Below are 1261 nucleotides of genomic sequence, written 5' to 3'. Positions count from 1 at the left end.
GAATGCTCTCTTTTTTCTTAGGTTCGGTCGCTTATAGCCCCTTTAAGCTACCGGTTACTCTCTCTATTTTCTCGGATTCGGTCGCTTATAACCTGGATTAGTCACCGAAAACACGCTTTTCTCTTGAAAATTAAAAATAATAAAATTAATGTAATTTATGGTAAATTAATATACAAGAAGAATTGAAATGAGGGTGAACTTTCATGTTAGAAAAATTTCCTGTTTATATGACAGCCTTTAGGCAAGAAAGAATGATTAGAGTATACCTTCCGGAAAGCTACACCAATGAAAATAAGAGATATCCTGTTCTTTATATGCATGACGGGCAAAATGTTTTTGAAGATGAAGGTGCGATTAAAGGGGTATCCTTAGGAATGAAAGACTACTTAGATGAGAGCGGTCTAGAAATCATTGTTGTGGGAATTGACCTGAATCCCGAGGGTGAGGAGAGGGTCAACGAATACTGCCCATGGATAAATGGCGAAATCAGCAAACAAATATTAGGTTATGCCAGTCCATCAGGCGGCAGGGGCGAGGAATATCTAGATTTTGTGATAAATGAGCTTAAACCATTCATAGACAAGAAGTACCGAACGCTTCCGAATCACACTTCGATGGCAGGAATCTCCTTAGGAGGCCTAATTTCAACTTATGCTGCCTGCCGTTATCCACATATTTTTAAAAGAATTGCTGCCATATCACCTGGTTTTTATCGGAACCAAGAGGAAATCGAGAATATATTAAGAAACTCCGATATGTCCGCCATTGAGAAATTCTACATGGACTTTGGAACAAAAGAAATAGGCGAAGATGAAGAAATGTATAAAGTATTCCTCGATTTAACGAATAGGGTCGTTGAAATATTGAACGACAAAAAAGCAAATCTTCACTTTCAGCTGATTACAGATGCCGAACATTCCTATATATTTTTTAGAAAAAGAGTCCCTGAAATGCTGTCATACCTATTTTCAGATATTAGTATAAAAAATTGAAGATCCTCTTTAATTAATCTCAAAAGGTACGGATGATTAAATTCCATACCTTTGCTTCTCTCTTACTTGTCGAAAATCTTAATTTCCATATTATATTCCCTTTACGATTGGTAACTTTACTTCAGAATTCGATTTACCGATGATTAAAACAATTCCAATGTCTTTTTTCGGCACAAACCCAAATCATCCTAGCAAAATCTATCTATCAAAACAAACACTTAAAAACCAACATACAGAAGCTACCAACATGAGAAAGGGTGTCAGGCACC

General features: G+C 36.4%; 1 protein-coding gene. It reads left to right on the top strand.

Features of this window, described 5'->3' with window-relative positions; all coding sequences use genetic code 11:
- Positions 1 to 203: 203 nt before the first annotated feature.
- Positions 204 to 992: an alpha/beta hydrolase gene (locus V7150_RS25225; RefSeq protein WP_335523764.1), complete on the top strand. Its 789-nt coding sequence runs from the start codon at positions 204 to 206 to the stop codon at positions 990 to 992.
- Positions 993 to 1261: the final 269 nt, after the last annotated feature.

It is taken from the genome of Neobacillus drentensis (assembly GCF_036965245.1).
GTDB lineage: Bacteria > Bacillota > Bacilli > Bacillales > Cytobacillaceae > Neobacillus > Neobacillus drentensis_G.
This window is presented reverse-complemented; position numbering and strand designations above follow the sequence as displayed.